21 protein-coding genes and 1 pseudogene are annotated in these 18,343 nt (G+C 39.2%); all 22 read left to right on the forward strand.

Features of this window, described 5'->3' with window-relative positions; all coding sequences use genetic code 11:
• The first annotated feature begins 17 nt into the window (after positions 1 to 17).
• The 22 genes and pseudogenes from EGT34_RS02730 to EGT34_RS02830 all read left to right on the forward strand — a co-directional run bounded on the left by EGT34_RS02730 (position 18) and on the right by EGT34_RS02830 (position 18,340).
• Positions 18 to 1,592: a DUF935 domain-containing protein gene (locus EGT34_RS02730; RefSeq protein ID WP_024437140.1), complete on the forward strand. Its 1,575-nt coding sequence runs from the start codon at positions 18 to 20 to the stop codon at positions 1,590 to 1,592.
• The gene (locus EGT34_RS02735) at positions 1,592 to 2,905 is read left to right on the forward strand and encodes a phage minor head protein (protein ID WP_024437139.1); all 1,314 of its coding nucleotides are present in this window, start codon (positions 1,592 to 1,594) and stop codon (positions 2,903 to 2,905) included. Before EGT34_RS02730 ends, EGT34_RS02735 begins: the two co-directional genes overlap by 1 nt.
• Positions 2,906 to 3,006: 101 nt before the next feature.
• A complete protein-coding gene (locus EGT34_RS02740; protein ID WP_024437138.1) occupies positions 3,007 to 3,483 on the forward strand; it encodes a phage virion morphogenesis protein in 477 nt (158 codons plus the stop codon).
• A gap of 186 nt (positions 3,484 to 3,669) precedes the next feature.
• A complete protein-coding gene (locus EGT34_RS02745; RefSeq protein WP_024437137.1) occupies positions 3,670 to 4,731 on the forward strand; it encodes a phage protease in 1,062 nt (353 codons plus the stop codon).
• An 18-nt stretch (positions 4,732 to 4,749) separates the two neighbouring features.
• Positions 4,750 to 5,175, forward strand: a complete 426-nt coding sequence (locus tag EGT34_RS02750; RefSeq protein ID WP_024437136.1) for a hypothetical protein — start codon at positions 4,750 to 4,752, stop codon at positions 5,173 to 5,175.
• Complete coding sequence (locus EGT34_RS02755; RefSeq protein WP_024437135.1) at positions 5,175 to 6,107, forward strand: Mu-like prophage major head subunit gpT family protein; 933 nt, start codon at positions 5,175 to 5,177, stop codon at positions 6,105 to 6,107. Before EGT34_RS02750 ends, EGT34_RS02755 begins: the two co-directional genes overlap by 1 nt.
• A 3-nt stretch (positions 6,108 to 6,110) precedes the next feature.
• Positions 6,111 to 6,545 carry a gp436 family protein gene (locus EGT34_RS02760; protein WP_024437134.1) on the forward strand — a complete coding sequence of 145 codons (435 nt, stop codon included), beginning with the start codon at positions 6,111 to 6,113 and terminating at the stop codon, positions 6,543 to 6,545.
• A complete protein-coding gene (locus EGT34_RS02765; protein ID WP_024437133.1) occupies positions 6,542 to 7,132 on the forward strand; it encodes a phage protein Gp37 in 591 nt (196 codons plus the stop codon). Before EGT34_RS02760 ends, EGT34_RS02765 begins: the two co-directional genes overlap by 4 nt.
• 2 nt (positions 7,133 to 7,134) lie before the next feature.
• Complete coding sequence (locus tag EGT34_RS02770) at positions 7,135 to 7,482, forward strand: hypothetical protein (RefSeq protein ID WP_024437132.1); 348 nt, start codon at positions 7,135 to 7,137, stop codon at positions 7,480 to 7,482.
• Between the two features lie 11 nt (positions 7,483 to 7,493).
• Positions 7,494 to 7,982 (forward strand): annotated as a pseudogene (locus tag EGT34_RS21525) (SGNH/GDSL hydrolase family protein); the annotation flags it as partial.
• Between the two features lie 1,466 nt (positions 7,983 to 9,448).
• On the forward strand, positions 9,449 to 10,510 hold the full coding sequence (locus EGT34_RS02780; protein ID WP_024437130.1) for a hypothetical protein: 1,062 nt from the start codon (positions 9,449 to 9,451) through the stop codon (positions 10,508 to 10,510).
• 2 nt (positions 10,511 to 10,512) lie between these two features.
• Positions 10,513 to 11,322: a phage tail sheath C-terminal domain-containing protein gene (locus EGT34_RS02785; protein ID WP_024437129.1), complete on the forward strand. Its 810-nt coding sequence runs from the start codon at positions 10,513 to 10,515 to the stop codon at positions 11,320 to 11,322.
• A 119-nt stretch (positions 11,323 to 11,441) separates the two neighbouring features.
• Positions 11,442 to 11,819: a hypothetical protein gene (locus tag EGT34_RS02790; protein WP_024437128.1), complete on the forward strand. Its 378-nt coding sequence runs from the start codon at positions 11,442 to 11,444 to the stop codon at positions 11,817 to 11,819.
• A gap of 10 nt (positions 11,820 to 11,829) precedes the next feature.
• Complete coding sequence (locus EGT34_RS02795) at positions 11,830 to 12,171, forward strand: hypothetical protein (RefSeq protein ID WP_024437127.1); 342 nt, start codon at positions 11,830 to 11,832, stop codon at positions 12,169 to 12,171.
• Positions 12,172 to 12,182: 11 nt separating this feature from the next.
• Positions 12,183 to 12,380, forward strand: coding sequence for a hypothetical protein (locus EGT34_RS02800; protein ID WP_125305477.1), 198 nt, complete (start codon positions 12,183 to 12,185; stop codon positions 12,378 to 12,380).
• Between the two features lie 3 nt (positions 12,381 to 12,383).
• Positions 12,384 to 12,659: a hypothetical protein gene (locus EGT34_RS21530; protein WP_372340052.1), complete on the forward strand. Its 276-nt coding sequence runs from the start codon at positions 12,384 to 12,386 to the stop codon at positions 12,657 to 12,659.
• Positions 12,660 to 12,746: 87 nt separating this feature from the next.
• Complete coding sequence (locus EGT34_RS02805; RefSeq protein ID WP_370529624.1) at positions 12,747 to 14,564, forward strand: phage tail tape measure protein; 1,818 nt, start codon at positions 12,747 to 12,749, stop codon at positions 14,562 to 14,564.
• 42 nt (positions 14,565 to 14,606) lie between these two features.
• On the forward strand, positions 14,607 to 15,197 hold the full coding sequence (locus EGT34_RS02810) for a hypothetical protein (RefSeq protein WP_024437125.1): 591 nt from the start codon (positions 14,607 to 14,609) through the stop codon (positions 15,195 to 15,197).
• A gap of 70 nt (positions 15,198 to 15,267) precedes the next feature.
• Entirely contained in the window at positions 15,268 to 16,443 is a 1,176-nt protein-coding gene (locus EGT34_RS02815; protein WP_024437124.1) for a DNA circularization protein, read from the forward strand.
• Entirely contained in the window at positions 16,433 to 17,488 is a 1,056-nt protein-coding gene (locus EGT34_RS02820; protein WP_024437123.1) for a phage baseplate assembly protein, read from the forward strand. The genes EGT34_RS02815 and EGT34_RS02820 overlap by 11 nt, the downstream gene beginning before the upstream one ends.
• Positions 17,485 to 17,970 carry a phage baseplate assembly protein domain-containing protein gene (locus tag EGT34_RS02825; RefSeq protein WP_024437122.1) on the forward strand — a complete coding sequence of 162 codons (486 nt, stop codon included), beginning with the start codon at positions 17,485 to 17,487 and terminating at the stop codon, positions 17,968 to 17,970. The genes EGT34_RS02820 and EGT34_RS02825 overlap by 4 nt, the downstream gene beginning before the upstream one ends.
• Positions 17,971 to 17,977: 7 nt before the next feature.
• On the forward strand, positions 17,978 to 18,340 hold the full coding sequence (locus EGT34_RS02830; protein ID WP_024437121.1) for a phage GP46 family protein: 363 nt from the start codon (positions 17,978 to 17,980) through the stop codon (positions 18,338 to 18,340).
• The last annotated feature ends 3 nt before the right edge of the window (positions 18,341 to 18,343 follow it).

Genomic DNA, 18,343 nt, shown 5'->3' on the forward strand with positions numbered 1-18,343 from the left:
TGTGCTTAATTTTTGATATGGCTAAAAATCCTAAGAACTCTAAAGAATCTCGTCCAGCGTTAGAAACTACACAAACTGCTGAAATTGCTTGGCTAACTAATGAATGGCAAGAACACCCTGTTGTCGGACTCACCCCTATCAAATTACACCGTCTTTTGGTTGAGTCTGAGCAAGGTAATTTGCAAGCACAAGCAGATTTGTTCAGCGACATTATAGAGCGTGATGGACATATTTTTAGTGAAATGGATAAACGGATCAAGGGTGTAAATAGCTTGTCTTGGGGGGTACGTGCGCCAAAAAATGCTAATGATACTGAACGTAAAATTGCTGAAGAAGTGCGCGAATGGATTGATGAAATTGAAAATTTTGAGATGTTTCTTCTAGATGCTCTAGATGCAGTTGGACACGGCTATAGCTGTCAAGAAATTGAATGGCATCGTTTAGGCAATATTTGGCTTCCAAAAGCCTTTGGTTATATTCTCCCTCGAAATTTTATGACTCCGCAAGAAAAACCAAATGAACTTAAAATCAATGACGGTTCTATTAGTGGCTTAGATTTTTGGGATTTTGGTTGGTTCATTCACCGTCATAAAGCGAAATCAGGTTACATAGCAAAATCCGGATTGCTCCGTGTTTTAAGTTGGCCTTTTTTATTCAAGAACTATGGCATCCGCGATGTTATGGAGTTCTTAGAAACGTATGGTTTACCAAATAAAATTGGACAGTATCCACCGGGAGCTACAGCTGAAGAAAAAAACACATTGCTCCGTGCTGTAATGATGCTTGGAAGAAATGCAGGTGGCATTATTCCCAATGGTATGTCTATTGACTTTAAACAAGCTACGAATGGTGATACTAAGAACCATTTTGACTTAGTTAGTTGGTGTGAAAAAACTGAATCAAAAATCATTGTTGGTGGAACTTTATTAAGCCAAGCCGACGGAAAGACAAGTACAAATGCTCAAAGCAAAACACATGAAATTCAATTCGAAGCTATTATTAAATCGGATTCTCTACAACTTGCACGTTCTATTAATGATTGTTTAGTTAGCTATTTAATGCGTCTGAATTATCCGAATATTACCCCCGATCGATATCCAAAATTTTATTTTGATACTACTGATACAGAAGACTTAGAAACTTTTAGTAATGCTTTACCAAACCTCGTTAATATTGGTATGAAAATACCTGTTTCATGGGCGCATGAAAAATTAGGTATTCCTGAGCCTGAGGATAACAAAACGCCAATTTTACAAAGTGCTCAAACAGCACCCAATCTTGCTGCAAATACTTATCAACCACAACTTTTAAATCAATTTTTAGCTGCAAACCAAGCTCAAATACCACTGGAGGATCAGGCACTTCAACTTTTATTGAACGAACAAACTCAACAGAGTCAAAGTGTCTCTGAACAATGGTTAAAACCTCTTATTCAAAAAATTCAGAAATCTCAGAATGAAGATGAGCTTTTACTATTACTGTCAGATTTATATCCAGAGGATGATGAACCAGCACTACAAGAGAAACTTACTAAGTTAATTTTTGCTAGTGAAATGCTAGGTCGGCTTAGTGTCGAGGAGGAGCAAAATTAATGCCTACACCTCAACGCCCTGAACTCAATGCTCTTTTTAAGCTACCTCCGCAAGATGCTATTGATTATTTAAAGAAAAAAGGATTTAAAATTGGCTGGGACTGGCATGAAACGTTAGACAATGCACACAGTCGAGCATTTACTGTAGCAAAAGTTGCACGCATAGATATCTTACAAGATATAAGAAAGTCCCTTATAGTCGCGTTAGAAAGCGGTCAGAGCTTTGAAAAATGGAAAGCTGATATAACACCAGTCTTGCAGGAAAAAGGCTGGTGGGGGCAAAAAACAGTTATTAATCCTGAAGGTAAAGAACAAGAAGTTCAGCTTGGCAGTCCTCGCCGCTTACGCACAATTTATGAAACTAATATGCAGAGTGCTTTCTCAGCTGGTCGTTATAAGGCTATGTTACTTGGAGCAGAAACACGCCCTTATTGGGAGTGGCGTCATGTATCTATCACTAATCCACGTAAGCAGCATGTAGCATTAAATGGAAAAATCTTTAAATTTGATGATCCATTTTGGGGTGTGGCGTTTCCCCCATCCGAGTGGGGTTGTAAATGCCGAGTGATTGCTAGATCGGCCCGTGAAGTCGGTGAAAAAGAGATTCTCTCTGGAGAAGGTTTCTCAACCGAAATTAACGAAAAAATTGGTGTTGATCGAAACACTGGAGCTGAAGTCTTTGCAAAACGTACTCAGTTTAAAATCCCTACAAAAGATGGAACATTAACTTTTGCACCAGCTGCGGGATTTAACGGGTCACCAGCTACAAGTCATTTAATTGATAAAGTTCTTACCGATCGTGCAACCAAAGCATTTGGCGATACATCTGGTCTCAAGCAAGTGGAACAAATTCTAACGACCCCAACTCGAATGAAAGCTCATGAAGCTTTTGTGAACAATGCTCAAAGCTTTGGTAGAACACAATATCAAACGAGCACTGTTGGAGTGTTGAAGGTTCCTGATTTAGATTTTCTTAAAAGCAAAGATGTGAAAATTGATAGTCCAATTATGGTTATTAGTGATCACTTATTGCTAGGTAAGAAAGCTAAACGACATGCTGATGCTGGTAACGCCCCTACACTTCAGGAATGGCTTGAGTTACCAAAATTAATGCTTAAGTTGCAGCGTGTACTTTGGGATGTAAAAAATGAGAGTGTTTTATTTATATTGCCGACACTTACGGAAGGTTCAGAAATTTTAAAATTATCTGTTCGTTCAAAAGATGGGGTCATGGAAATTGTGAGTATTTTTAAGATTAACCCGCAGGCTTTAGAAGATGGCTTAAAAGCAAAACAATATGAATCTATTCGATGAATGGGTGGCGGATGACTTGCACATCATAATACTGAATAACATATGCGTTAGACCGTAACCTTTCTATTAGGAAACTACCACCCATAAAATGAGTATAAATCATGAGCAATATATTCATCAACGATAATGCAATGGTTCAGAAGTTACAGACTGTTGCTGAAAAATTAGCACGTCCTGAAGAACTTGGTCATTCAATTGCAAATAGCTTTTTAACTATTGTAGAAGATAACTTTGATTTTGAAGGAAGACCTTCGTGGGCTGGTTTAAGTCCTTTAACAATGGCAAGAAGAAAACCGGGAAAAATATTATATCAATCAGGTCAGCTCCGACGCAGTATCGTGACACAAGTAAAACCGGACAGTGTCACAATCGGAAGTAATGACCCGAAGGCACCTACCCATCATTATGGTGTTAAGCAAGGCGGTTATGGAAAAAGCCGTCGAGGTGGCCCTATTCCTTGGGGAGATATTCCAGCACGTCCAATACTGCCTATGGATGAAAATAATGTTCTTCAGCCCGAAGCTGAGTCAGCAATTTTTGATGATGTTGATTATTTTTATAGAAAGATATTTGAATAACCTTAATAAATTGTCGTTAGATGCGCGTTAGATTTTTATAAATTGAAATGTGTATTAGTTCCCTGATGAATGAGTCCATATTATAAGAACAATGGCTTAAAACGCATTACAACACGAATTAGAGTTTTTGAATTTTAGGAAGCTTTTCCAATCTTTTTTTTATGCAGGTAAATCTAACCTAACTGCATGAAAAAGACTTTATTAATAGCTGCGTGCTCATTCGCTCTCGATGCGACATCTACTTACCTTGTATTGATTCCTGAAGGAATCTTCCGTGGTGTGGATGGACGTCCATATGATGCTCCTCACTGGCAACTAACTCCAGAACGAGGCCATCAAATTGCAACCTTATTAAATCAACGATCCATTGATTTGGTTGTGGACTATGAACATGCAACTTTAAAAACTCAAGAGTCTGGTGAACCTGCGCCAGCAGCTGGTTGGTTAAAACCTTCTGGTTTCCAATATATAGAAGGAGTCGGATTATGTAGTGCTCAATTTGAATGGACTAGTAAAGCAACTAGTTTCATTGAATCTAAAGAATATAAATATATTTCACCTGTCCTTTTCTATAACAAAGCTGGTGAGGTCTTGGGCCTTCACAGCGTTGCTCTAACAAATACACCAAATTTAGATCAATTACCCGAAGCACGTCTTGCTGCTGCGGCTCAGGACTTTTTGTCTCTACATTCCGATGAGGACTCGACAATGAAAGAGTTTTTAGAACTCATGCGTAAACGTCTGGGGCTACCTGAAACAGCCACAGAAGAAGAATTATTAACTGCTGCAAACAGTGCATTTGCACAAATTGATGGCACTTATGGAACAACTTTAGTTGCTGGCCAATCATTTACTGATGCATTTGTAAAAGCTATTGAAGCTAAAAGTGCAGCAAATAATTCACAAACACCTGACCCAACAAAGTACGTCCCTATTGAGGTTTATCAAGAAGCAATTGCAAATGCAAGTTCAGTTGCAAGTAAATCAATTGCAAAAGAAATCGATGACTTAATTGTTGCAGCTTGTAGTGATGGTCGTTTGACAGGAAAAGCAACCATTGACTGGGTAAAAGAACAAGCTAAGACCAATCCTGAGTTTGTTAAAACCCATCTTGAAAGTTTGCCAAAAATCGCAGCTTTGTCTCAAAAACAGACCACAACTATTGATTTGAATGCGGCAAATCAACAACAACACCATCAGCCAAATGATGACATTGAAAAACAAATTGCAGCCCAATTAGGCATGTAAGGACTTTAGGAGAGAACAATGACCGCTACTCAAATTGCAATAGTGACAGAAATGCGTGATGGAGAGTTAATCCCTATTCCCTTAAAAGCTAATGCCATTGTATTGCAAGGTACGTTTGCTCTGGTGGATGCAACAGGTTTTGCAATTAGCTCAACAACAGCAGTTGCAGGCACTCAAAAATGCTTAGGTGTTTGGGATAACAGCGCTGATAACACTGGTGGTGCAGATGCAGATCGTGTGGCCTGCGTCCGTCGTAATAAACAATTTTTATTTGCCAATCTTTCAACAGATGCACTTACACAAGCTGATCTCGGCGCGACTGTTTACGTCGCTGATAATCAAACGGTTGCCAAGTCGAGCAACACAAATGCGCGCCCTGTGGCAGGTAAATTTATGGGTTTTGATGCCCAATACCCTGAATATGTTTGGGTGGAGATTCAATAATGATTTTTAACGAACAAAATGCACAACGTGTAATTGATACACTTTCAACCAATCTTAAAAAAGTTTTTGACAAAGCATTCGAAGCGGCTGAAAGCACATGGGAACAAGTTGCTATGAGTGTTCCAAGTAATGGCGCTTCAAATACTTATGCTTGGATTGAGAACTTTCCAAAGATGCGTAAGTGGGTTGGTGATAAAGCTGTTAAACAACTTAAAGGTCATGCTTATACGCTTGTAAATGATGATTTTGAAGCAACTGTCGAAATTGACCGCAATCATATTGAAGATGACCAACTAGGTATCTATAAACCACAGGCTGAAATGGCTGGTGAGTCATCAAAACAATGGCCTGATGAAATGGTATACACCGTTTTAACTAGTGGTTTTACCGAACTGTGTTATGACGGCAAGCCTTTTTATGCAACTAATCACCAAGTTGGTGAGGGTAAAACTGCCAAGGTCGTCTCTAATAAGCTTGAGGTTCCACTTAAAGCAGATACTTTTGCCAATGCTCAAGCTTCCTATGGTAAAGCCCGTACCATGTTGAAAAGTGTTAAAGACGAAGAAGGTCGTCCTTTAAATCTTAAACCAACATTACTCATTGTACCGCCAGCACTTGAAGACACAGCCAATGCGCTTATGAACAATGAGCGTTTTGAAGATGGTAAGCCTAACCCGTACAAAGGAACTGCGAAAGTACTGGTGGTTGGTTGGTTGAAAACTGATAGGGAATGGCATCTTCAGGATGCCAGTAAACCCGTCAAAGCTATTATTTTCCAGCCTCGTAAAATGCCTGTATTTGTTAAACAAACTGATACTTCAAGCGATTCTGTATTTATGCGTAAAAAGTTTAAGTTTGGTTCTGAAGCACGTGGTGCTGCTGGATATGGCCTCTGGCAAATGGCTGTCGGGTCAACAGGTACTGGAGCCTAACTCATGAGCTATGCAACGGCAGAAGCAATGATCAAAAAGTTTGGTGAGCATGAGTTAATTCAACTCACTGATAATGAAGAGGCTGAATATACAGATGCTATCAATTACGACAAGTTAAATGCAGCACTGCAAGAAGCTAATTCTGAAATTGATGGTTACCTCATTGGTCGCTATAAGCTGCCGTTGCAACCTGTTCCCCCATTTTTAGAAAGTATCGCTTGCCACATTGCACGTTATCACGCTTGCACTGGAGCAATGTCTGAAAATGATCCAATCAAAACTCGCTACGACAATGCAATTAAGACTTTGAAAGAAATCGCTAAAGGCATTATTAGTTTGGGCAATGCCCCAGCTGGGGAAGCTGAACCTGTAAAAACCTCATCAAATAATGTGCTGTTTCAAGTAGGCCGTAATGATTTTGGAGGTAAAGGCTGGTGATAAATCTAAGTGTCATTGAGCAAGGCATCAAAGATTTGATGGCAAATCAGTCTTGGCCGTGGATCCGCGAAATCAAAACTTATGGTGGCGAATTTGATGACGATATTACAACGGTAATTAGGAGTTTTCCTGCAATTTGGGTGGTGTTCGATGGCTCAGGTACACCTAAAAAAAATGGTTATAACAAAACTGAATATCCATTGAGATTTGCTGTGCTAGTAGGTGCACGCTCTGTACGTAATGAAGAGTCACGTCGCCAAGGTGCAGGAAGCAGCATTGGTACTTATGAAATGTTAGAACACGTTCAACGGTTATTGATTGGTAATGATCTTTCATCCGTGGGCGTAAAAGGGCTTGCACCTCTTGAGTTAGGCCGAACTAAACCAGTTTTTAATACAACAACACGAGGACAATCAATTAGTGTCCTCGCTCAAGAATTTACTACTCAATACACAATTATTGCTTCAGATCGTGACCGTGAAGAAGCTGAAGTCGGTGAAATTCATCGAGTCAATGTCGATTACTACTTCCAACCTAGCGATGGCGTCGAGGACGCAGCTGACTTGGTTGAAATGAAGGAAAATTAATTATGTCTATTCAAGTTGGCATTAAAACACCAGGCGTTTATACGGATGTCAATATCAATACTTTACGTACTGGTCTACCTACAAATGTTCATAAAGTTCTTTTTGTGACGCTAGATGTTTTGTCCGGACAATTTACACCAGTTGATGTTTATGACACAGCTGGAGCCGATGCTAAGTTCGGCGCTAATTCGCAAGCTGGTCGCATGATTAAAGCTGCGGTTAAAACTTATCGTCTTGTTAATGCTCAGGCTGTGGCATTGGCGGTAGAAGGTGTACAAACACAGGCAGCTCTTCAGACTGAAAGTGGAAGCGCACTTTTAACTGAAGGTGGTGCTTTGATTGAACCTTGAGGTACTAATTAATGGCTCAACAAACAATCGTTATTGAAGTACCCGGCACTCCAATTAGTGAGCTTGAACCGACTTCAAGTGTTTCACCAAATGATGTTTTGCCAGTTGTTCAGGGTGATCAAACCAAAAAGGCACCTTTAGAACAGGTGGCAGATTTGGTTAAGTCTGGATTGGGTACGGCTGCATTAAAAAATGAATCTGATTTTGCCACACCAGCTGCCGTCGCTGAAGCAAGTCAAGCAAGTCAAATGCGTGATGATGCTCAAAACGAGCGTATTGATAATGTAGAACATGGGCTTGTGTCAATCGGTAGCGGTGCAGATGCTTCTTTCAGTACTTACGCTGAGATGATTGCTTATGTACCCCCAAAAGCTAACGTTTCCGTACGAAATAATGATCCGGATCCAGCATTGCGTGGTGTTTATATTTGGACAGGCACACAGTATGTTTCTGGTTATGATCCTCTTGATGAAGCAAAAAGATTTGCACTAGAGGTATCTGAAGAAAAAGCCAAAGAAGAAGTCTCTAAAGTATCAGAACAAACAACAAGCCAAGAAAATGCTGTAGAAGTTAAAGACAAATATGGAAATATGCTTTTCCGTATTGATGTGAGCTCTTTAGTATATGTTGAAGGTTTTAAAGAATCTTTACAATCTATTCTTAAAGACTTGTTAAGCAAAGGTACATTTATTTTTTTGGATGAAAATGGTGGCAATGTATTAAATGTCAAAGATGTGAATAATAATTTAGCATTGTGTTTAGATAAAAATAATGAATTATTTTTATCTGGATTGGACCAATCAGTACAGTCTCTTTTAAAAAATATCGGAAAAAATAATAAAGAATATTCATGCCCACTCACTACATCTTCAACAGCAGATCTATATTCAATAGAAGCTCTAACGAGTTTAAACTATCTGAAAATAAACGATTTTGAAGTCTGTCCAATTCCACGTGGTTTAGTACCCCAGCAATATCACATTGGTAAAGATTGGGTTAATAATATTTTTGCCCCTATATCTACAAATGCTCTAAAAATTGCTGCATATAATGATCGTGGTACTAAAACAAATTTAGTACAGGATTCTGGAGTAGTTCATCCTAACTTAATCTTATTTGATAAGCCTCTTGCAGGTTTTAAGTATTGGCTTGCGATAAATCCTTACACTAATACCAATGAGGACTATGAGCTTCCATATATTTATGGTTCAAATTCTGAAAATTTAGATAATTGGGAGCTTATTGAGTCCTTTCCACAACCATTTGATACCGACCCATTGACGAATAAAGATGATGAATTAATCGAATCAACATCTGGACATTTATCTGATAGCTTTTTCACATACGATACAAGTAATGGAACATTATATTTCTGTTGGAGAAAACTTCTATACTTTAAAGATGGAAGAGATCGCAGTTTAGCAAAGTGTTCATTGTTAGCAAGTAAAACGAATGACGGAATAAACTGGTCTGGGAAATTTGAAATTTATCCAGAATTTACGAACATTAATAAAAATATTTTGGCATCACCTGCGATGATTTTTAATCCTATCGATGGGCTTTTCTATCTCTACCATATCGATGATTCTGTAAACGGAAGAATTACTTTACAGAAAACAGCAAATTTGGAAAATCCAAATTGGTCTGATCCTATTTACCCATCTGGTTTTGATGCAATCACTCCATATCATATGGAAATAAAATGGGTTGGCGATGCATTTGTAATGCTTATTCATGAAGAAGTTAATGATCAAATACATTTTGCAATTTCTTATGATGGCTTCAATTTTCAATTGGGGAAAAGTGTTTTAGTTGGTGAGACTTCACTTTATAAATCGTCATTTATTCCAATTTTTGAGAATTCAAAAATGTCAATGAAAATCCTTTATACAACAGATCAGCGTTTTACACCGACATGGCGTTTACATTCAACACAAACGAATTTTGTAGAAATTGGAGATCAATAATGACATTAGAGCTGAAAACGAATGTAGTAGTAAAAAACTATATTATAAGTGCATTAGAAATGACTATTCCTAGTGATTACAATGCTAAGTTAGACTTTTGGAAAGGCGACTATGTATTAAATGGTAAAAAAAAGACACTGACTGAAATGATTTCAACTACACGCAGTACTGTAGCTGGATTTACTAATAAAGATGGCTTCTACAGTGAAGTTGCGGCAAATGTACCTCGTATACATTATGATGAGAAGGTTGGAATTGGTCTACTATGTGAAGCTGCTGTAACGAATCTTGTTGCAAATCCTACGCAGCCTGTGTCTCAAATTGTAAGCGTTAACTTAACCACCACGAATTATCTAATTTTTCAAGTATTTGGTGTTGGACAAGCTGAAATTACAATTGGTAGTGTTGCATCTGGTATTGTGACACAAGATCAGCCTTTTATTTATAAAGCATCGGCTGTACAAACTGTAAATGTAAATATTACCGTAACTGGAAATCTTACACATTTTCAATTGTTTCAAAGTAACAGTGCAAAACCAATTCAAACCCATATAAAAAATTCACAGGCTGCTGATATTCATTATTTTAAACAAACACCACATCGCAAAGGGACGTTGATTTTAAAAAGAAGTGAAATACCAGATTTGACTAATATTATTGCGACAGGAAGATCATTTACTATCGTACAAATGCTTGAGAAAACTTCAGGAGCTATTCTACTTGCTTCATCAAAATCAAGCACATTAAGTCAAAAATTACTTAAATATTCAAATGCTTCAATAACTAATTCCTCTGCTGAATACAAATTTGACGTTGTTAATTATGATGAAACAATAGCTATATCGTGGGACTTAGATACGCTACAAGTCAAAATACTCTCATCAGGAAATATTTTTAAGCAAACGGTGACAGCAATGGATGGTGTCGATGGAATAGATCGATTAATTTTAGGTACAACAGCTACCGGTTGGGGTGCCACTTGTGAACAGATCATTAAAGAACTCTATGTATACGACAGAGTTTTGACAGATAACGAATTATTGGCAATTAAAGGTGAGTAATTATGACCCTTCAAAATACCCTTGATACCATCGCACCACTCGGCCACACCATCATTGCCGTATCAGCTCCTCCAGCAGCTGGAGCTGACACAACTGCATGGATCGACCACTTAACATCAGTTAGTGACTCAATTGAACAACGTCCAGCAATTCTAGTTGTACCTTTTTCAGATATTGAAGCAGCTGAAGCTTTTGCAGATCAAGTACCTGTTAAATCATCATATCGTGTAATCTGCCCTTGCTATCATGGTGCTGCAGGCCAAGAGCCTGAAATTGCGGCAGCAATCGCAGCTGCTTTAGCAGATTCAAATGATCCCGCTGTGCCCTTTAATGGTGTGAATCTTGGTGGTGTAACTGCTGTATCAGATGAATTTAAACTTACATTTGAACGCATGGAACGTGCTATGAATAATGGCGTTTGTGTAATTACTACTGGTGCAGATGGTAAACCGGAAATCTTACGTGCAATCTCAACTTATCGCATTAATCCGGACTCAGGCTTAGCTGACGACCTTATGCTGGATATCAATGGTGTATTAACCATTGATTATGTTCGTAAAGTGATTCGTGAAGATTTAATGAAGGAACGACGTCGAAAAAATACTGCTGCACAACGTCGTAATATCAAGTCTATTATTTTGTCTCGCGCCCTTCAGCTCGATAAAGCTGAAATCTTACAAAATGTCCGGGAAACAGCAGATCAAATTACTGTAATTGAAGATACAACTGACCGTTACCGTGTAAATGTAAAAGTCCCTGCCGATTGGGTCCGCGGTATGCATGTTATAGCTACAACCCTAGACGTTTATTAATCCTAATCTTTTAATAAAGGCCGCATTTGCGGTCTTTTTTATTTTTGGAAATGCTTCCACCTGACTGAGTTCAATAGGCCAATGACAATAGCTTTATCTTATATAGAGAGATTAAGAACATGGCTGAAGAGTCTGTTGGATATGTAATTTTGAGTGTTGATGGGCAAGAATTTGATTGTGCATCATTCAACCCAACTAAGAATTCAGGAAAGCGCCCAGTTCCTACTATGAATCGAACTGGTGAAGTGAAACATACAGCAAAAGGTATTAAAACTTATGGTCTATCAATTGCGGTAGTTATCCCTGATGGTAAAGACCCAATTGATTGGCTCAGTATTGAAAATGGTCGTCTGAGTTCAGAGTCTGAGACGGGTAATTTCCGAGAAACCTATATTGACGTCAATATCCAAACGATGAGTGATACATATGACGTCAATGGTGAAGTTCGTCGGAACCTTGAAGGTTTTGCTTTAAGTTATATAAATGAAAGTATGTAAAGGGTAAAAAATGAAACAAATTCAGATTGAAGGAACTTTGCCTGTCTCCATTAAAAAAATGGTTGGTCAAACAGAAGTGAAACTTCGTAATGTTGTTATGCGTCAGGTAACATCGATTGAATATCTACAAGCTCAAGCATTAATGGAACCCGGACAATTTATTTCTATTGCAGATTTAGCTTCAATGACCAAGCTTGTCGATGAAGCTGGGCATGAACATGAAATTACTTACGACATGTTAGGTCATTCTTCTTCAGCTAATTTAAAGTATTTAGAAGAAAAACGTACTGAGTTAATTGCAAAGGAAGCAGCCGAGAGTTCATCCGAAGAGCAAGAATCATCAGAAATTTAATGCTTCTGGGTGTGCCTTATGATCAAGCGGTCATTATGCCGCTTGATATGGCTTTAGCGTTACTCAATGATGAGCGGCTAGACAATACTCATCAAACAAGACAAACAAAATCTAACGCCACTTCCGATAAATCTAACGTGCATTTAATTAAAGCTGAAGGTACTACTTTTGTTGCTAAAGGTCGTAAGAACTCTAAATCCAAGGATTAAGCTATGAGTGGAAGCAATACTACTGTTTCATTAACACTTCAAATCAAGGGTCAGCAAGCTACCCAAGAAATGAAGCGTTTCACTGATCAGCAAATTCAAGCTAACAAAACGATCAATACGCAATGGACTCAGATTGGTTCCGCTCAAGCTAAATTCGTTAATACTGCAAGAGCTGGTACACGAGAAACTATTAATACTGCTCGTGCTGGTGAACAGTTATTGCGTACAAACCGTATGCTTGAAGGGGTTTTACGTCATCAAAGCCAATCTCTAAAATAACAAGTCGCCTCTGCCCAACAACTTGCAAATTGGATACGACAAGTTGAGCAATCAAGCAAACGAACTCATCAGTCTACCCAACAAACTATGTCACTCTGGCAAAAAAGCACGGCTATAGGTGGAGCGGCTATAGCTGGTGGTATGTATCTTTCAAATACTCTACAGAAGCCACGAAATTATGATCAACAATTAACTTATATTGCTGCAACTGCCACTGGTGGGCAAGGTATGACACCTGAAGCACGTCTGGCAGCACGTGGTCAGTTAAATGAATATATTAAAGCGGCTGTACGTAATGGTGGCGGTACACGTGAAGATGCTGCAGAAGCTGCTAATGCATTGATTGCTTCCGGTAAATATGAACTTAATAATGTTTCTGCTGCGTTAAATGCTGCAGTTAAAACAGCCTTTGCAACAGGTGCCGCAGCTACAGATGCTGCTGCCCTAACTACACGTATGCAAGACTTTGGTATTACAGATTTACAACGTGGTCATGATATAGCAGTACGTGGTGGTCAGCTTGGTAGTTTTGAATATAAAGACCAAGCTAAATGGCTGGCACAACAAATGGCTGCCGCACGAGCTGTTGGTTATAGTGGCGAAAAAGGCTTCGTTGAACTTGTAGCAATGAATCAGGTTGCAATGAAAACAGCTGGTACTGCTGATGAGGCTGGGAACAATGTTGTTAACCTTCTTGCAAAGTTATCAAGCCGTGAATTTAGTAAATCTATTGGAGATGCTGTTGTCCCAAGAGCTGGAGATCCAACAAAATCTGATGGTAAGAAAAAGCCAAAAGAAGTCTTTGATTGGAATACTTACTCTATTCAACAGCGTGAGCAAGGTGTCTATGGGGTCGAAGCATTTGTAAAATTGCTTGAGCGTCAATTAGCAAGTAACTCTCAGTATCAAAAATTACAGGCTCAAGCGAAATCCTCAAATTCAGCAACACGTAATGCAGCTCTGCAGGACATGAGCAATATTGCTCTTGGTTCAGAAATTGGTGAGATTATTGCTGACAGACAGGCCCTAATGGCAGCATTAAGTGTTGTTTATAATAAAGACACTTTAAATAATTTAAGAAAACAATTGCCAAATGCGTCTGGCACAGTTGACGCTGATTACGCAATGGTTAGTCAGGCTGAATGGGCTAAAGATCAGGCATTAAACCAAGAGAAATTATTCGCTCAATCTAAAGCCTATGATGCTGTTTCTGAATCACTAGGCAATGTTAAAGAAAAATTATCTGACTGGGCATCTGGAAATGAAGCATTAGCAGCGAGTGCCTATAGTGCCTCTGTAGCACTTGGAGCACTTGCTTTAGGTGCGGGTGCAGCAACAATATTAGGAGGTAAAGGTGGTGTCGCAGGTAAAGCTGGAACTGCTATGGCATCACGAGCAATTCCATACCTCCAAAAAGCGGCTGTTCCACTCACTATCGCAGCTGGGGCTTATAATCTATATGATACAGCAACAGATGAAACATTAACTAAAGCACAAAAGCAGACTCAATCCTCCGCAATTGTCGGTGGAACTGGTGGGGCTTTAGCTGGTGGTTATGCAGGAGCAGCAATCGGTTCAGCTATTTTCCCCGGAGTTGGTACAGCAGTCGGCGGAATAATTGGTGGAGGTCTTGGCTATCTATTGGGAGAAAAAGGCGGACAAGAGCTTGGAGAATACTTTTCCGAACAGACAAGTATTTCAGGTGAGCAAAAATCGTTAATGGAACAGCATGCTCAACAAAATGAACGAATTATTCAAGGCTTACAAGATGTTAAAAATGCGGTAGCTAATAATAAACCTGTTTTTGGCGGCGGTTCTTTACTGGATATGATTTCTCAAAATGCTGCCACTGAGCAAAAAAGGTTAGGTGCGCCTAATGTGCCTTTTTATTTGCAACGACGGTAAATTTTGCTAATTTGCTTTTTAAATTATTTCATTGAGATATATATGAAAAAGTTCGCTGTGATAACTACTTTAAGCTTAATTACTTTAACTGGATGCACGAAAAAAAATGATATTGAAAATACTCAAGCTATTAGTGAACCTCAAATAATAGATACCGCCTCAAACTTAAATAGTGATGAACGTCGAAAGTTGGCTTTGTTACTTACTATGACACTAAGTCAAATGGGTCAATTAAGCGAAGCTAAAAAAGTTGAAGAGGAATATAGCAAAATTAAAGATCCAACCACTGCTGACAAATTTTTAATTGAAAAATACACTACAGCTAAAAGTGAATTAGAACAACTAGCTTTAACGGGTGATTATCAGGCTCAAAGGAATATTGCTTATGCTTATGCAACTGACCCTGAAAAGTTTGGTCGAAATCATATTCAGGCATGTGGTTGGTATTTAGTAGTTTTAAGCTCTGGCAGCCCTAAAGTTGATGCTGGTGATAAAAGCAATGTAGAAGTTTATTGTAGCCATAAATTTTTGAATGATAGCGAACGTTCACAAGCATTTGCCTTTGGCAAAGAAACTTATGGGAAAATTTATAAAGACACTAATAAATTTGATAGTTTTTACGGAACCATATAATTGGAACTATTTCCACCTGATTAAAAGCTAATACACAACCAAAATTACCTCACAAACGTGAGGTTTTTTTATGGGTTGGCAAACAGATTTACAAGATGCAAGTTTCAGAGGTGTGCAATTTGAATGTACATCAACTAGTGATTCTATAGCTAAAGTACTCGCAATCCATCAAGCCCCCTACTCTAATGATGCTGAAATAGAGGACATGGGCAATGATCCACGTAAAATTTCAATTCAAGCAGTTTATATCGGTTCCGACTATTTAACATGGGTCAATGCTTTAGAATCAGCACTGCTAGCGACTGGCTCAGGTGAGCTAATTCATCCAGTTTTTGGTGTTCAGCAAGTTAATGTAGCAACTTACACTATCAACCATGATGCAGAAAATCCTGATTTTTGCAGTATTTCTATCGAGTTTATTAAAGCAAAAGCCGAAAAACGTGAGCTATTCTTACCTGTTGCTACGCCTGAGAAAATTGCTACAGCAACTATTATAGATGCTCCAGCTTCAGCATTGGAAAGTGCGTTAGAAAAACTCAAAATTGGCGACACTGATAAGTTATTTAATACAGTTAATACGATTCGCACCGGTATCGATCAGGCACGTAATTATTTAGGTGTTGCAAAACAAGCAATTGAGGATGTTTTATCACCTGCCGATTGGATTGTTGGGTTAGTTGATGACGTCACCAAGCTTGTGACCTTTGATACCAATATTTCAGCTTTATCGAAATGGCGTGATGTTGTACATCGAGTTGAGCGTTTTGAAAACCTTTTTCAAAATGATGATAACTCTCCGGAGTTACAACGAGTTTGGCGCTCAACACTTGCTGCTAGTCAAGTGGCTATTGCACAGCAAGTTGTTGCAACTACACGTACAGAAATGGCAAACAACCAAGAAATTAGCTTTACCCCAGTTGATTTGGCTCTTGTACGAAAAAAAACACGAGAAGTACTTCAGCAAGCTATCCGTGAAGAACGAGCTATTAATACCTTTGAAAGCATCGCACAAATTCAGGTCTATAAAGACGTTGCTGCCCAGATTCAGGATCAAATCCAAGAACTCATTGAAACACGTCCACCCATCACTAAAACACAAGTACCAGTGCCTTGCACCCTGCATTGGTTAGCACACTATTTATATGGTGATATGCGTCGTGCAGAAGAAATTCGTCGTTTAAACCCTGATTTGATTAACCCTGCTGCATTGCAGGTCGGCATGGAGCTAACAATCTATGCAAGATAATCAAGGTAATGAAATTCGCCTAGTGATTGCTGGACTTGAAGCTAAAGGCTGGGATCAGGTTGAAATTGACAGTCAGATTGATACACCAGCAGAAAACTGGAGCTTTACGCTATTTGAAACTGGTGGGCTAGCCTTAAATCCTGCCATTAAAGGTGGTGCAAAAGTACAAGCTTATTATTCTAATCAACTCATTTTAACTGCTGTTGCAGATCGTATTTCTGAAGCTGTAAGCCGTGAGGGCTATGGCCTGCAAGTTTCTGGCCGTGACCTCGTTGGACAATTAATTGATTGTTCTGTGCCTATTTTTAATGGCCGCCAAATCACACTTGAAGAGTTGGTAGGTCGCTATGTATTAGGCGGTGACTTAGGTTCACTGTTTCAAGATGTCCGTATTCAGGATAATGCATGGTTAAAGAATAAAGTCTCTGTTGAGCCGGGTGAATCGCTTTGGGATTCATTGACCAAGGCAGCACAAATCACTGGACAACATGTCTGGCTTGATCCAGACGGGACTTTACAAATCGGTGACCCTTTTGCAAACCCATATCATTTGCAAACTCCATTGCGCCTGATGCGCCCTTTAAACAACAGCAATAACGTTTTAAGTCTTCAGTATGACAACGACGTTTCTAATGTCTTTAGCCATATCAAGGTTTTGAGCCAAGACGGCAACGCAAACTCAATATTATCTGAAACCACCGCTCAAACACAGTATGCCTATAACCGCTTGAAAATGGTCACTTTGGGCGATGTGGAAACTGAAGCTGAAGCAAATGCAGCATTAGAAAAAATCAAAAAAGACAATGACCTTGAAGCACACACCCTAACCGCAACAGTATCAGGTTGGATGATCGACGGAAAGCTGTGGTCAACAGGCTGGTACATCAACTTAGAAACCAATGTTTTATCAAGAGCGACAGCCAAATGGGCTGTGTATGGTCGCACGTTTCAGCTTGACCGTAAGAATGGCAAAACAACAAAACTTCTTCTGAAGCGTCAGGGTGATTGGGCAAATCCACTGGTACTGAAGGAGAAAAAATCATGATGAAAGCTGTAGCAGCCCAGATAAATAAGGCTATGAAACAAATCCGGCAACCATTGTTCGCCCTGGTCGCACGTGGTGGCTCAAAAGTATTGCAGTTAAAGGGCTTTGCTGATGAAACATTGCAAGAAGTTGAGCTTTTTCAGCAAGTCGGCTTCAACTCACACATTCCTGAAGGTGCCCGTGTTGTCGTCATCCCTTTGCATGGCAAGACTTCCCGTTCAATTGTTGTTGCAACGACTGGTGGAGCTGTGGTCGTCAACGTGAATGAAGGTGAAACCTGTGTATATGACCAATTTGGACACAGCCTTTTGCTTAAAGAAGATGGTACGCATATCACCGCTGGGGACCTTTTTGTTGATGACGGTGATTTGCATGTGACGAATGGTCAAGTCTTTGATAAGGAAGGCTCAATGCAGGAAATGCGCGACATTTATAACAAACACAAACACGGTAATACACCGATTCCAACTGAACAAATGTAGGTGAATCATGGCGAATATTGATTTAAAAACGAAAGATTATGTGTTGATGAGCCTTGATGCTGCATTTAGCAAGGATGAGGTTCAAGCAATTTGTCAGCGTTTAAATATTCATCGACGGAAGTATTGGGCAAATCCTAACCTTGGCAGCCGTTTTTATACTTTGAGACGCTCAAAAGATGTTTCTCGTACCATCCAAACAGTTAAGCAATATGCAGAAGAAGCCTTAGAAGGTTTGGTGCCGAATCGTTTTGCTTCAATTCTGGTAAATGCTATTCAGACAGTTAAAAGTCAGGTGGACCTAAATATTGAAGTTACACAGCTATCTGGTCAGAAACAAACAATCCTTTATTTTGTTAAGGTTGGAGGCTAAACA

It is taken from the genome of Acinetobacter sp. FDAARGOS_558 (assembly GCF_003937785.1).
GTDB lineage: Bacteria > Pseudomonadota > Gammaproteobacteria > Pseudomonadales > Moraxellaceae > Acinetobacter > Acinetobacter baumannii.